The sequence below is a fragment of the Streptomyces sp. So13.3 genome (genome assembly GCF_005860785.2).
Lineage (GTDB): Bacteria > Actinomycetota > Actinomycetes > Streptomycetales > Streptomycetaceae > Actinacidiphila > Actinacidiphila fildesensis.
On sequence record NZ_CP048835.1, the window covers coordinates 6442109 to 6456186 of the forward strand.

The following is a 14078-nucleotide window of genomic DNA, read 5'->3' on the forward strand; positions in this document are numbered from 1 at the left end:
CACGGTTTCCTCCACAACGATGCACCCGGTGCCCCGGGGCATGACCTCGCTCCCGCGCGGGGTCATGGATTGGTCTCCCATTCCTCGCGGTTTGTGCGCGGCATGGCCGGGCAGTAGCCAGCCGCCGGCCGCCTGCTCCGCCAGGGGGCATATCTCTCCGGTCGGACCGAAAACCCGATGGCGTCGGTCTGCGGTGATCACCCCATCCGTCGAGGGGCTGGACGGCATAGGACAGTTGCCCAGCTTCTCCCATGTCGCGACGGACGGCCGTAAGGCCCAAGCTAGAAGAAGGACAAGGGCGATCTCGATGAGGAGGGTCCATGACGGCGACGACGCGGAACGATGTTCCTGTCGTGATCGAGGGCGGCGGCGTGGAGCTGCGTGTGCAGGAAGTCGGGGGAGACATGTCCGTCTCGTTCGTGCGGCTTCCACAGGGTGCGGACTTGGCGCCGGCTCTTAAGGGTTTGCCGGGCGATCTGTGCCAGTGCCCCCACTGGGGGTATCTGCTCAAGGGGCGGCTCAAGATGCGAACGCCGCACGGGGACGACATCTACGAGGCGGGACAGGCTTTCTACTGGCCGCCGGGGCATGCCCCGGAAGCGCTCAACGATTGCGAGTACGTCGACTTCTCGCCGACGAAGGAGTTCACCGAGGTCATCGACCACATCAAGGCGCAGGGCGGATAGCTCCGTCGCGGGCAGCAGCATCACCCCATCCGCCAGCCCTTGCGACGGCGGTATGTGATCACCGCAGACCGACGCCGGCTCACCGGAGAGATGCGCCCTTTGGCGGAGCGGGCGGATGGCTGACTACTGCACGCGTCCTTCGGTCGCCGTCTCGTCCTCGTCGGGCAGGTGGACGTCGTTGACGGCGATGTTCACCTCGACGACTTCCAGACCCGTCATCCGTTCGACTGCTGCGATGACGTTCTCACGGACCCCTGCCGCGAGATCGGCGATCGCGACCCCGTATTCCACGACGGCCGCGAGGTCGATGGCGGTCTGGATCTCGCCGACCTCGACCTTGACCCCACGGGTGACGCCCGCGCGTCCGCCGGGGACCATGCCGCGTACCGCGCCGATGGTGCGGGCGAAGCCACCGCCCAGAGCGTGGACACCCGGCACCTCCCGCGCCGCCATCCCAGCGATCTTCTCCATCACGCCGTCCGCGATGGTGGTCCTGCCCCGGGTTGCCGCAGCCGCGTCCGCTCCGGCCTTGCCCTGCAAGGGCGTCGCGCCAGAGGCGTGAGGATCGCTCTTGGCTGCGCTGGTCGCCTCCGTCACGGGAAGCCACCTCCTCGATCCAGGCGGGCCAGAAACGCCCGCGAAAGTATCGGACACACTCCTACTCGTACCCGCTCGTGGTCGTACCCGCTCGTGGTCGGACCCGCTCGTTGGGGGCCCGGTCGCGCCGGCCGCAGATCATCTCTGGCGTCACGGACGCTTGCCCTGCCCATGTCACCTGGTCGCCGCACAGGCCCACGGGGATTGGCCAACCTACCGAATGACGCCCGGTACGGGGCTAGCCCTCCCACGAGAGCCGACAATGGCGGCATGGAGGACATCGGGGGAACGGCGAAGTTGTGCGACTGGTGCGGTCGGATATGGGACGAGGGCGGCGCCGTCGGCCTAGTTCTGGACTCCTCAGCTGTCCATGCCCGCGACCCGAGCAAGGACGGAAAGCGCCTGGTCATCGGCTGCTCAGCCGCGCACCTAGCGGCGCTACAGGAGGAATACCGGCAGCGGCCCTTCATCGACGAGGAATTGTGGGCCTGGCAAATCGCCCGCGCATTGATCACCGCCCCGCAGGACACCACCCTGGACCAACTCGCTGACACCACGGGGCTGAGGGCTGCGGAGATACAGCAGGCCATGTCTTGGCACCGCACCCAAGGCCAACCAGATTCGCACCAGCCCGACGACGGGGCCCGGTGAAGAGCATCGGGCTGGCAGCGTCAACATCGGGGGCCGGCGTCCAGACCGCGCCCCGCCATGCGGCGCTCCTATCGTGCTGAGCCGCAACTCCTCTGCGTCCGCTCGACTGTTCACCTGAGGAAGACCCGGTCTTCGAGTGTCGGGCCCCCTCAAAAGGCGAAGAGTAAGTGGGACGTGAGGATCGCACCGACCCCGACGATCAGCGCAACGGCGGTTCCGATAACCCATTCGCGGCGATTAGCCGACCGCTCGAACCCTCTTGTCGCAACGCATCCTGCGCCTGGCGCGTTGCTAGAGGAGGGACGCCATGAGGCCCCGCACGTCCGCGACCACCGACGGTCTCATCCGTTCCAGCCTCGTTGAGCTGAAGCCTTGCATCGACCACATCCAATCAAGCCCTTCGCTTGCACCCGAGGTGCCGGAAGGCTCACGGAGCCCGCCCTGTGGCGCAGAAGACGAGCATTGACCTGTTCCGAGCCAGACCAAGCAGGCTCAGTGCTTAAGAGTGACTCGTCCGCTACCATGAGTAGTCAGTCGCCCGGGTGTCGGAGGTAACATCGATGAGCCCTGAAGAAGCGCAGCGGCAGCTTGAGTCGATCTTGGCTGATGCCGAGCCTGGCGAAGAGGCGACAGTCCAGAGCGCGGGCCAGATCGAAAACCCGCACGGCGATGACAATCACACCGATGCATGGGCCGGAATCAAGGAAGCGGATGGCAGTGTGACGATCGAAAAGCTGCACACCTGACCGTCAATCCGTCTGATGCATTTTATGCCGCATCGGATTATAATTCCAACATGCATGAATCATCTCAAGAATACACCGACACCGTTTCCCTCGTGGAGGATCTGCTTGGATTTCATCCGAAGTATTTAAGCGAGCTTAGCGAGCATGACCGTGCGGTTCTCTCGTCGTACTACTTCGCGGGCCGGAGGGTTGCTATCGATAACGTCATCGAGCATCGCCGACAAGTACTCGCGAAGGACCCCGAGATTGAGCGGAAGGCAATGGCATCGTTGAGGCGACTGAAGCAGATTGCCAACATGAAACCGTAGCCAGCTGCACGCAGCGACAGGTTAGTCGTGGCCAGGAATCACCGGCACGCCCACGAATACGCATCGTCGGGGTCGGCGACCCACGCCGCGGATCCCGGATTCTGCTGCTGACAGACCGCGTCGAAGTCACGCCGCGACAGTTTCGGACCGTCCTGACCGCAGGACCAGGTGAAAGCCGCGTTGGTCGCGTACACCTGTCGCCCAGTGACGTCGCCACTCGCCTCTTGCCCCGGTAGCCACGCACCATCGCCGCCGCAGTACGCGTCCAGATCCAGACGGTGGCCTGCAACCTGGCCCGGCACCAAGACATACGCGGGCTGCGGCGCCTGCCCGGTGGTTCGCAGCAGTACGCCGACGACCACCATCAACAGCACCACGGCCAAGAGCCCGAGCAACCGGCCACCCCTGCGTCTGCCAGGCGGCGACTGGCGCTCAGGCCTGACTGTCCTCATGGAGGCCTGAGCAGCTGGACGGACTACTGGCGCGACCGCGGGTCCCGTTGCTGCTGGCCGCTGCGCGTTGTAGTCAGCGCGTTGCCAGGGCTCGCTCAGGGTCTCAAATGCCAGGTTTAGGAGGGCCGTCTCCTCGTGCGCTTGGCCAGCCCTGTCCTGGGGCCGGCTGTCCGGATGCGCCGCTCGCACGCGACGCCGATACGCCCGGCGGATCGTGGCCTGGTCGGCATCCAGTGGAATACCAAGCACTTCATAGAGGTCGATCGTGGGGGTTCTCAAGATGACCCGCCGCATCGCACCCGGCGCATGAGCTGTCTCGGTCGCTGCATGGAGCACCTCTTTAGAGAGGAAGCTCAATCACAGTACGACTTGGAGAACCCATATGGAAAGACCCTCGGCTTGTTGCAAGTTGAGATACGTCATTTCCAGCAGCTTCGCGGACGGGCGGATAAGTGGACATGAGATGCATCCACAACGGTGCAGCCGTCATGAAGTGTGAGTGGTGTCCAGATGAGGGTGCCAAGTGAGAGCAAGTTGGGGTGTCGTACACCGCTGGCGATCCGCCGTAAAGGAAGGAGGTCATTGCCTCTCCCAATGGCCCACTCACTGTCGTAAAAAGGCCTTGGCCCCGCCTCGTATGAGGCGGGGCCAAGGATCGGAGCTCGGAGGTTGTTCTCCGCGCGGCCACGGGGGCTCTCGGAGACAACGAACCTAGCGCCGAGGTGTCACCACATCACTGTGCACTGCGGGCGGCGCGGCGCCTGCCTGCGAAATACCGAACCCCAGTAGCGAAGGCTGCGGATTGCGCGAGAAATGCGAGCGCCAGAAACCAGCGGTGGGGTTGTCCGATTAGTGCAGCGGGGATTGCGGTGAGGGGAAACACGGCCCCAGCAACGCAGATCCAGAGAAGCACTTGGTCGGTTGTTCTGCTTCGGCTCATGAGTAGGTCCAAACGGGTCCGATCCAGTAGTACATGTTGGTGTACAGCCAGGGTGTGGTCTGGTTGTAACTGAACCACCCGTAACCGAAGGTGATGCGGCCCTGCACTTGGACCTGCCAGGCGAGTCTCTCCTGGTAGTGCCGGTTATGGCAACGCCACTGTCGCAGAAGGATCATCCGGAAGCGCGTGCGCACATCCGTGATGAAGCCCCTGAACGCGAAGGTGACGATCGCTCGGTAGAGCCAGGGGGGCGGCCTCATCCAGTCACCCGGGCCGTAGTAGCCATAGATCTTGACGGGAAACCATCCGGTGGATACCGGATAGGTGATACCGCAGCGCTTCACCGAGGTGCAGCCGGACAGGTCAGTACAACCGACCGGGTCTCCAGTGCAGTATTCGTACGAATTGGCGTTGCCGCCGTAGACGGGATCGGCGGACAGGAAGCGGCCCGAGGTTGGGTCGTAGAGGCGGGCCCCCATGAGGGTGAGTCCACTCGGCGTGTCACCTGAGCGCTGTTTACCCCCGAGCCAGTCGTAGCGTGTGGCCGCTTGGCCGGACCGCGGGTTGCCGTACTCGTCGGAGTCCAGGACCACGGGGGCTACTGCGGTGTCGAGCGGGAGTTGCAGGGCGACGTCGCCGTGCAGGTTGGTCAGTTGAAGTACCGCGCCGCCGGTTTTGGTGGTGGTAGCAGCCAGGTTGCCATCGAGGCCCCGCACGTTGCGGGTCAATGCCCCGGTGGCGGTGTCCTCGATGATCCACCGCGGGTTGTCACCGTCGGAGTCATAGTGGTTGATCTTGGAACCGGTCTGCGTCCAGGTGCCGGCGTTGTTCGCCTCAGTGGTCCAGGAACGGAACCGCAGGGCAGAATCCATAGCCCAGGTCTGGCGCTGCGTACCGAAGGTCTCCTGCTGGACCATGTCATTGGTGAAGTACGCCAGTGTGGCGCCAGGCGCGGAGGTGGTGCGGCCGAAGGCGTCGTACCCATAGCCTGAGTTGACCAGCCGGTCCGCGCTGTCATAGGTGTAGGGGGTGGATGTGCCCCCGGTCGGCGAGCAGTCGGCGTTGACCGCAGCAGTCGCCGAGGCGACGGACTTGCGGTTGGTGTTCTTGTCGAAGGTATAGCTACGGGTGGTGCAGATGGCGGCGGTGCTGGTGTCCTGTACCTCGCTCAGACGTCCGGCCTTGTCGTAGCTGAATGCCTGTGACGCAGTGACGCCGGGAGAGCCGCTGTGGGTGGCCCATTGTCCGTGCACCGTGGTGGCGACGTTGTCGGCCAGGACCACGGTTCCGTCACTGTTGCGGGTGTATACCCGGCTGATGACTGCCCCGACCGGGTCTTGCTCCTCAGCCATGGTGTACCCACCAGGCAAGGTCTCGGTGGTCAGAGCCCCCTCGGCGTCATAGCGAGCGGTGAAAGTGCCCGCTACTGAGTCGGAGACTGTCGTGGCCAGCCCGCGCGGGTCGATTGATGTGTCGTAGGTGAAGGTCGTCGTCGATGGGACGCTGTCGGCGACCTTCGAGATGCGGTCCAACGAATCGAACTCGGCGGAGGTCAAGCCGCCGTCCGCATCGGTGTAGGAGCGCTGACGTCCGAGCTGGTCGAATGCTTTGGTGATCGTCCCGCTGGTGGAGGTTTGCTGGAATGCCAAGCCGGTGGCGCTGTCGTACGAGGTTGTCACCGTCGGTACCGCTATACCGGAACCACCGGCGACGGCAACGGTCGTGGGGCGGCCAGCTCCGTCGTACCCGGTCGTGGTCGTACGAGTGATGCCGTTCGCGGTATCGGTGGCCTTGGTCACCTGCCCGTACTGGTTGTACTCGTTGGTTTTGGTGGGCAGCTGGGACGGGTTTGATCCGCCCCCGGTGATGGCTCCGGCAGGAGCGGTCTGACAGACCAGGTCTGCCCACTCCGGTTTGCCGGCGCACAGGCCAGTGCCACTAGCGGAGTAGTAGGTCGTTATCATCGTCCCGGCGTCATTGCCGGCGGATGCTGCCTGAGTGGACTTGTTGGTCCGTCCTCGTGCGTCATAGGCAGTTGTGGTGGTGATGGCCAGACCGCCCGGGTCCTGGGTCGTACTGGTAGCCAGACCGATGACCCAGTCGTATCCGGTCGAGGTCACTCGCGGATCGGCCATCAGGTCGGGTTCCGACCGGGGCTGGGCGCCCTTCGTCTCCTTGGTGACCTGGTCCCTTACCGCTGCCGTGCCGTCGGTCGGACGGCCGACATCGTATTCTCTGACGGTGTGCTCGCGGGAGGCCATCCGGCTTCCGGCTGTTGCTACCGTGGTGCTCCCTCTAACCAGGTTGGCGGCCAGAGTGATGGTGTGCAGCGGTCCGTACGTGTGGGTCTCTTGCGTACCAGTGGCGTTGAAGACCGAAGTGGTGGAAAGCAACTGGGCTCGCTCTGGGATGCCCAAGGCGTTAATGCCCAAGTCCGTGAGCTGGTTCATCTGTGCTGGGGTGGAACCCAGCGCAAGTTCCCGGTTACTGGCGGCCAGCGACCTTATGGTGTGGCCGAATGAGTCGTATTCGGTCACCGCAATGTGGTTCCCAGGCGTGACCTGGTTGACCTCGCGACCCGAGGCATTCAGGTAGTGGATGCCAGCACGTTGGTAGTCGGCTGCCGTGAGCGATGTGCCGTCATGCGTAGCAGGAACCTGATCAGCGGGAAATAGCGCCGTCGCGTCAGTCGGAAGGTCCGTCTGTCCCCACGACGCGGTGGCTTGAGCGCCGAGGTCCTGGGGCGCGGTCGATCCCGTCAGAGGTACACCGTAAACGACGCTCGTGGTGGCTGTGCCGTTGGTCTGAGAGGCACTGCCAGGTGTGAGGGTGGGGCGGGAGGCGTCGAGCAGCATGCCAGCCCCAGAGGTCGGGCTGGAACCGACCTGACCGTAGACAAAGGTCCAGGGGAGCTGGCCAGGGGGAGTGAGGGACGTGGCCCGGCCCGCACTGTCATAGGCGTAGGAAGTCTTCAACGCAGGTGAGACCCGCGGGTCCCAGACTTCCCGGAGTCGACCAGAATCGTCGTACGCGTACCGCGCGATCGTGGTTGCAATACCCGCTGCCGCGCCGGGTGCGGTCGCCCAGAGCTGCACGGAACTGACCTGGTCCTTGAAGTCACCAAAAACCGTACCCGTGGCAGTGGTAGAGGACGCGTATACAAACTCTAGAACCCGGCATCCCTTGACCGTGGGATTGGCCTCACACACCGATGCGGCCACTGCGGATGTCGCCGCAATGATCTTCTTGGGTCGGACCGTCGTGGTCCCGCCCAGGGTCAGGGTCTCCGAAACGGTGGTGGTTGTGGAATCGCTCACCCCGTCGAGATAGGAGGTGTACGGCTGCCAGGTGGTCGCGTTCGCTCCGACAGGAGTGAACGTGGTGACCTCTCCAACCGCGGATTTCACGGTGAAGTTGGAAGAGAAACCGCCAGTGAGCGTGTACCCCTCGGCGCCTTGCTCGGGAACCCACCCGGTGTTTGCCGTGTTCGCCGTGAAGTGCAGCTGGGTGTCGTCGCCCGCCCGGCTGATACTCAGCGACGTGGGTGAGGTCTTGTGCAGAAATGAGAACGGCGTGGATGCCTGATCGGCTGCGGTCCCGTAGAGCCATTCCTTGCCGAAGATCGGCGCCTGGCCAGCGATAGCTGCACCAGCTTGAGGAGAGCGCGACGACGCGCTACGAGTGACGGTCATATCGAATACCGACACATCGGTGCTGGAGAGCGTGTAGCTGCCGGTCAATAGGTTGAGTGACCCAGGGCCGATGTCCTGGCTGGCTGCACCGTCCGCGTTTCGGTCCACGACGACGTTGACGGCATCCGAGGACGCGTTGGCATTTGCCGGACCGCTCAGGTCGGCGCGCAGTTGCACTGCTCCGTCCGGGTTTACGGTGGAGGCGGCGTTCCAGGCGAGTTGGGGGCTCTTGCCGGCGGTGAGGCCAACTGGCCAAGAGCTGACTGGCTGGCCCGCGTTGGTCACGTCGGTGACGGGAATCGCGGTCCAGGCGTCCGCGTCGCCTCGTCGCCAGGAGAAGGTGACTTTGTCATACTTGGTGCCGTCAGCCTCGGCGACCAACGGAATGCGCGCGGCGGCATGTGTCCCGTCGTCAGGAGAGGTAACGCCCCCAGGGCCGACGTGGAAGACGTAGTTGACCGCCTCCGACTTGTTTTCCGCCCTGTCTGTCGACCGGACCTGGAGAGTATTCGTGCCAGCTTTCGTTGGCTTGATCGTCGCGGTGACCGCAGTGGTGCTGCCGCCAGTGACGATCTTGGTCCAAGTGGCACCGTCCAGTGACCACTCGACGCCGTTTTGGTCCCCGGCTGGCGGGTTGATGGTGAAGTTGCCGGCTTGCCCTACGCCCTTCACCCAGGCGTTGCTCGGGTAGTCCGTCGAAGTCACGGACGTGGGTGCGGAAGGGGCGGAGGTATCGACGGTGAACAGTGCGTACGGCGACCAACCGAGGTTGTAGTGCGTGCCGTCGTATGAGTTGGTGCGGAACTTGTAGGTCTTGCCGTTGGTCAATACCCCGGCGGGCACGGTCACCGACGCAGGTTGCCCCGCGGGTACGTACGGGGAGACCAGGAGGTTGCCGACCTGGGTGCCGGTGGTGTTGTCGAAGATCTGAAAGGTGCCGTCGACCTTGTCATTGTTCGGGTCGGCGAAGGTGTCGCGCAGCGTGGGGGTCAGGGTGTTGACCTGCCAGGTGCCCGCAGTGTCCTTGAAGTACGGCGGTCCGGCCTGCTGGTCGGTGCCGGTGCGCGGGCGGTAGTTGTAGGTTACGGTCAGTTTCGGCGGGTTTGTCGCGGCGTTGGCGGAATTCACCCGCTTCCACTGCGCAACCACCGTCTCGCTTGAAGCTCGCAAGCCCATGCCGGACGTGGCGCTTTTGAGCGATGCCCACGTCTGGGCGAGGGTGGTGACGTCGGCGTTGATCCATCCGTCGGGTGCTGCGGTGCACGACGGGTTGCCGCGGGTCTCCGTCGAGGTGGCGGACTTGGTGTGCCAGACCGGCTGCGCGGGCCAGCGGGTGGAGGTGGAGGCCTTGTCGACGTCCCACACCTCCCACGGGTACGGCTTGCAGTCGACGTTGTTGCCCGCGTGGAAGTCCCACAGGCTCAGCGTCGCGCTGGAGACCAGGGCATCCGCGATCGGCGCAGTGTTCCAGGTGATGAAAGACCGCGCTGTACGCGGAGTGCCGTCGGTGTTCGTGGTGCCTGGGTTGCCGAGGTCAAGCTCGGTGTCCGCAGACTCATCGACTGTCACGCCCTGTTGGGCGTATGTGTCGAAAACGTTCCCGAGAGTTGCAGTGGAAGGGTCCACTGTCACGGGAAACTTCGTCGCGGGGTCCGCCAGGAACTTGGCGTCAGGAGTGAAGACCAGGTCGACCGAGCCCTTGTGCGCGACGACCTTCAACGCCACCGAGGCCTGATGAGTGTGCTCGCCGGAGACGGGATCGATCTGCGCGTCCCACATGGTGGGGGCGGGCATCACGGCCTGCTTATTGTTCTTGCCGTCAGCGAACTGCAAGCTGCCGTCGGCAAGCTGCTTTACTGTCAGGCCCTTGGTCTTCAGCGGCAGCGTGTAGGCGAAACCTCCGGCGGCAGGCCGTTGGGCGATGTCGACGTACTGCTCGAAGCCAGTACGGGTGGCCTCGACCACTACATTCGCACCCGGAACCGCGTTGACGTAAGTGGCACGGTTCCCGCTCAGTGCGGGCTTGGGCAGGCCCCCCTTCCACTGCAACGCAATCTGCTGGTCACCCGCACCCAGAGTGACCAGGTCACGCGCAGGCGCACTGCCAGCATCGGCCAGCGAACGTGCGCTGACCCCGCCCTCGCCAGCCAGCTTCAGGCCCCTGGGATGGGCCTTGGGCGCGATGCTGCCGTCGCTGCCCTGCACCAGATCTAGATCGACCGGACGCCACTGCCCGTTGTCCTTGAAACGGATCGGGCCGGCCGACAACTCCGTCGTCAACGACCCGTTCGCGTTTACCCACGTGGTGGACGTCTCCGACCGCTCCGACAGGGCTTCTACCTGTTGGCCCGACAACCGTGCCGCGACCCGCGCGGACGGAATGTCCGCCGCTGTCGTCGCGTAGTGGCCAGCCGGCTGCGGAGTTGGCTTCTGCGGCGCGGCTACCGCCCCGCTGGCGCCGTCCAGCACGGTGACGGCCATGGCGACCGCCACTGACACGGCTATGCGCCGCGTCCACGTACCCCCCGGATTGGGCCAGGCGCTCCCACGCCAAGCCCTCATCCCTCTGGCTCTCATATGTCCCTACTGTCTTTCCAGGCCCATGAGTTGGGCCACTCACGCGAACCGTAGCGAGGTCAAAAAGATGCTAGGTGCCCCCGAAACGGACTTGTTGATCTCTGCGACATCCGCGTATACGCAATCGTTACTCAGCTACGGGAACCAACCTCCACGGTTTGCGGATCGAGGAACGATCAGTACCGAATCGGACGCCCCGACTGTCGAACCGACAGCTCGATTACCCGCAGTAGCTGCATGGCTGCCAGGAAACGGGCCCCACCAGAATTTGTTGGTTCCGTACCGCCTTTCCGCTGCTAGCGTCTGCCTGTCTTTGACATGACGCATAGGGGCGCCTGGGTGCGCCGGAAGATCGAGGCAGGTCGTTGACTCGTACACACCGCCGGTCGGGCAAGTTGCTCCCGATCGGCATAGCGGCGACGCTCATCGCGGGCTCCGTAGCGGCCATCGGGACGTTCGCGCTGGCGGATACCTCCAGCAGCGCTGCCCCCGTCCTGGATCCGGCGGCAGGGCTGCAGCGGGAGTTCGCGGACGCGGCGCAGGAGTTCGACGTACCGCAGAACGTGCTGATGGCGGTCTCATACCACCTGACCCGGTGGGAGACACACCAGGGGCAGCCCAGTACGGCCGGGAACTACAACGTCATGGGCCTGACGCAGGTGACGGCCGCGGACGTGGAGGCGCCGACCCGGGCGGAGCGGTTGTCGCATCTGAACCTGAGCGGCGATCCGGCTCGGATGAAGAAGTTCAACCCCACCCGCGCCCTGCAAGGCAGCGATGACCAGGCTGATACCTCCGATCCGCGGCTGCACACGCTGGACGCAGCGGCGAAGCTGACCGACGAGCCCGCCGCTTCCTTGCGCACCGACCGCGAGGAGAGTGTGCGCGGCGGGGCGGCGCTGCTGGCGCAGTACGAGAAGGAGGCGACCGGTTCGCTTCCAGAGGATGCGGGGCAGTGGTACGCGGCTGTCGCGCGCTACAGCCAGGCCACGGACGCCAAGGGCGCGGCGCTGTTCACCCAGCGGGTCTTCCAGACCATCAACCACGGCAGCAGCCGGGTGACCGCGGACGGGCAGCGGGTCACGCTGGCCGCCGACCGGTCGGTCACTCCGATGAAGCCGTCGAAGATGAAGCTGGCCGCGACGTTCGCCAGTACGAACCTGACGCCGACTCCTGAGTGCCCGGCGGGGTTGAACTGTGACTTCCGGCCTGCTGCGTTCAAGCAGAACAGCACGGACCTGGCGGACTACGGCAATTACGACGTCACGAACCGGCCCGCCGATGGTGTCGACATTCGCTACATCGTCATCCACGACACCGAGGGCGGCTACGAGGGCTCGCTCAGTGTCTTCCAGAACCCGGCGAAGTCCGCCAGCGCGCACTACCTGATCCGTGCTTCCGACGGTCTGGTCACGCAGTTGGTGCCCACCAAGGACACCGCCTGGCAGGCCGGCAACAAGACCCTGAACATGCACTCGGTCGGGATCGAGCACGAGGGCTTCGCGATCAAGGCGGGGTCCTGGTACAGCGAGTCGCAGTACGAGTCGTCCGCGGCGTTGGTGAAGTACCTCGCCACTCGCTTCGGTATTCCGTTGGACCGCGAGCACGTCATCGGCCACGACGAGGTCCCCGGCCCCATCGACGCGAACGTGGCCGGCATGCACTGGGACCCGGGGCCCTACTGGGACTGGAACCACTACTTCTCCCTGATGGGCGCGCCGTCCGGCGACGGCGGTGCGGGCAGTCCGGTCGCGGTCGGCCAGGAGATCACCATTGCGCCGCCGTTCACCACGGCCAACCAGCCAGCCATCGTGTACTGCTCGCCAACCTGCGCCACCCAGACCCCGCGCCCGGCGAACTTCCTCTACCTGTACTCCGACGCCTCCACCACCTCGCCGCTGATCGCCGATCCGTATCTGCGCTCGGGAGCCGCGGGCAGCACACAGGGGCCGGACTGGGCCGCTAAGGCCGTCACCGGAGGCCACTACGTGGTCGCCGCGGTCAAGGGCGACTGGACGGCGATCTGGTACGGCGGTAGGCAGGGCTGGTTCCACAACCCCGGCGGCCAGCTCACCGCCCCGGTGGGCACCACCGCGCAGCCGGTGGTGACGCCGAAGGCGGGCGCGGCCTCGATCGCCGTGTACGGCAGAGCGTATCCGCGAACGGCCGACTACTCCGGTACCCAGGTGCCCGTCCAGACGGACACCGACAAGGCACTGACGAAGTACAGCATCAAGGCGGGCCAGGCGTACGTGCCCGGCGGCCCCGCCGTGGCCGGCGACTACTTCTACGCCATGAACTTCGACAACAGCGCCCCCGGCGACCACAAACTCGTCACCGGAAGCACGAAGTTCATCCCGATCCGCTTCAACCACCGCATCGCCTGGGTGCGGGCCGACGACGTGCAGCAGATCAGCAGCACCCGGCCCTCCAGCGGCGCCACCCGCTCCGACGTGATCGCCCTCGACAAGTCCGGCGTGCTGTGGCAGTACCAGGGCAGCGGCAGCGCCACGACCCCGTTCCTGTACCGCTACCGGATCGGCGGGGGTTGGCAGGGCTACAACGCTCTAATCGACTTGTCCGGCTTCCATGCCAACGGGACCGGCGACCTGATCGCCCGGGAGCCCTCCGGAACCCTGTGGTACTACAAGGGCACCGGAAACATCGCGGCCCCTTTCGCGACGCGGATCAAGGCCGGGACCGGCTGGCAGATCTACAACGCCCTCATCGGCGTGGGTGACGTGTCCGCGGACGGCAAGCCGGACCTCATCGCCCGGGACACCGCCGGCATCCTCTATCTCTACCGTGGCACCGGCAACCCCGCCGCCCCCTTCACCACCCGCGTCAAGATCGGCACCGGCTGGCAGATGCACAACATGCTCGTCGGCGGCAGCGACCTGACCGGGGACGGGAAGGTCGACCTGATCGCCCGGGACACCTCCGGAAACCTGTGGCTCTACCGCGGCACCGGTAACGCGGCGGCACCCTGGGCCGCGCGGCTCAAGGTCGGCACCGGCTGGCAGATGCACAACCTCATCGTCGGTACGTCCGACCTGAGCGGCGACGGCAAGGCGGACCTGCTGGCCCGCGACACCACCGGCAAGCTCTGGCTCTACCGCGGCACCGGCAACGCGGCAGCACCCTTCGCCGCCCGCACGCTCGTCACCACCGGCTGGCAGATGTACAACGCCCTCATCGGCTAAACCCACCCGCCAGCCACACGCGCCCGCCAAGCAATCGCTGCTCCCATTGGAGCCCAGCTTGGCGGGCGCGCATTATTTCGGCAAAGTCGACCGGGACAGCAGTCCCATCACCCATTCTGACGGGTAACCCACTCCCCGAAAGGACAGGGCGGCCTTCTGCCGACACCGACGGACTCCACCGGGACCACCTCCTTGTCGCACTGGCTAATCGCCATTTGCCAACAAA

The 14078-nt window shown here is 65.1% G+C and carries 8 protein-coding genes; 5 read left to right on the forward strand and 3 right to left on the reverse strand.

The window, feature by feature from the left end:
* Nucleotides 1-320: 320 nt before the first annotated feature.
* On the forward strand, nucleotides 321-686 hold the full coding sequence (locus C8250_RS28965; protein WP_138357326.1) for a hypothetical protein: 366 nt from the start codon (nucleotides 321-323) through the stop codon (nucleotides 684-686).
* 123 nt (nucleotides 687-809) lie between these two features.
* Here C8250_RS28965 and C8250_RS28970 read toward each other — a convergent pair whose 3' ends face one another.
* Complete coding sequence (locus C8250_RS28970) at nucleotides 810-1226, reverse strand: Asp23/Gls24 family envelope stress response protein (protein ID WP_244809861.1); 417 nt, start codon at nucleotides 1224-1226, stop codon at nucleotides 810-812.
* Nucleotides 1227-1553: 327 nt separating this feature from the next.
* On the opposite strand from C8250_RS28970, the gene C8250_RS28975 reads away from it, so the two are divergent.
* The 3 genes from C8250_RS28975 (at nucleotide 1554) to C8250_RS28985 (ending at nucleotide 2988) form a co-directional block, all read left to right on the forward strand.
* Nucleotides 1554-1934 carry a hypothetical protein gene (locus C8250_RS28975; protein WP_138357328.1) on the forward strand — a complete coding sequence of 127 codons (381 nt, stop codon included), beginning with the start codon at nucleotides 1554-1556 and terminating at the stop codon, nucleotides 1932-1934.
* A gap of 560 nt (nucleotides 1935-2494) precedes the next feature.
* Nucleotides 2495-2680, forward strand: coding sequence for a hypothetical protein (locus tag C8250_RS28980; RefSeq protein WP_138357329.1), 186 nt, complete (start codon nucleotides 2495-2497; stop codon nucleotides 2678-2680).
* A 50-nt stretch (nucleotides 2681-2730) separates the two neighbouring features.
* Nucleotides 2731-2988 carry a hypothetical protein gene (locus C8250_RS28985; protein ID WP_138357330.1) on the forward strand — a complete coding sequence of 86 codons (258 nt, stop codon included), beginning with the start codon at nucleotides 2731-2733 and terminating at the stop codon, nucleotides 2986-2988.
* Nucleotides 2989-3026: 38 nt separating this feature from the next.
* Here C8250_RS28985 and C8250_RS43750 read toward each other — a convergent pair whose 3' ends face one another.
* Together C8250_RS43750 and C8250_RS28995 are read right to left on the reverse strand one after the other, a co-directional pair.
* Nucleotides 3027-3371, reverse strand: coding sequence for a hypothetical protein (locus tag C8250_RS43750; RefSeq protein ID WP_244809432.1), 345 nt, complete (start codon nucleotides 3369-3371; stop codon nucleotides 3027-3029).
* A gap of 1005 nt (nucleotides 3372-4376) precedes the next feature.
* Nucleotides 4377-10553, reverse strand: coding sequence for an RHS repeat-associated core domain-containing protein (locus tag C8250_RS28995; protein WP_138357331.1), 6177 nt, complete (start codon nucleotides 10551-10553; stop codon nucleotides 4377-4379).
* Between the two features lie 461 nt (nucleotides 10554-11014).
* Here C8250_RS28995 and C8250_RS29000 point away from each other — a divergent pair, with 461 nt between their 5' ends.
* A complete protein-coding gene (locus tag C8250_RS29000; protein ID WP_138357332.1) occupies nucleotides 11015-13852 on the forward strand; it encodes an N-acetylmuramoyl-L-alanine amidase in 2838 nt (945 codons plus the stop codon).
* Nucleotides 13853-14078 lie beyond the last annotated feature (226 nt).